Below are 451 nucleotides of genomic sequence, written 5' to 3'. Positions count from 1 at the left end.
AGTGTCAGCTCCAGCAACTGTTCGGGCGGATCAAGGGAGATTCCGGCGTGGGCGCCAAGCTACAAGGCGATCGTCGAGATCCAGGCTTACACGGCGGCCCACGCCGGCTCTCGACACCTACGTTGCCAGATTCCAATCAGATAAGGCTTGGCCGCGGCATCCATGCCGCGGACACCCCGCACTCCGACACCGCCCCNCCTCTGACAGATTCCGACNGCTGTTGGTAGGTGTCGACCTTGGTCGACACGGTAGATNCACGCNATGCGTGGATGAATCTCTTTCAGATATCGAANTNNATCTGGNGTCAGATCCGTTTTCCNTNGGAAANCGGATCTGACCCCAAGAGCCNTTCCAACAGANCGCGGNAATCTGTCGAAGGCGGGGTGGGTCCGGTTGCGGGGGCGTGAGCCGCATGGATGCGGCGACCGAGCTTACATGGACGTACTTGCAG

Origin of the sequence: Stenotrophomonas sp. TEPEL (assembly GCF_004348785.1) — a bacterium.
GTDB lineage: Bacteria > Pseudomonadota > Gammaproteobacteria > Xanthomonadales > Xanthomonadaceae > Stenotrophomonas > Stenotrophomonas indicatrix.
This window is presented reverse-complemented; position numbering follows the sequence as displayed.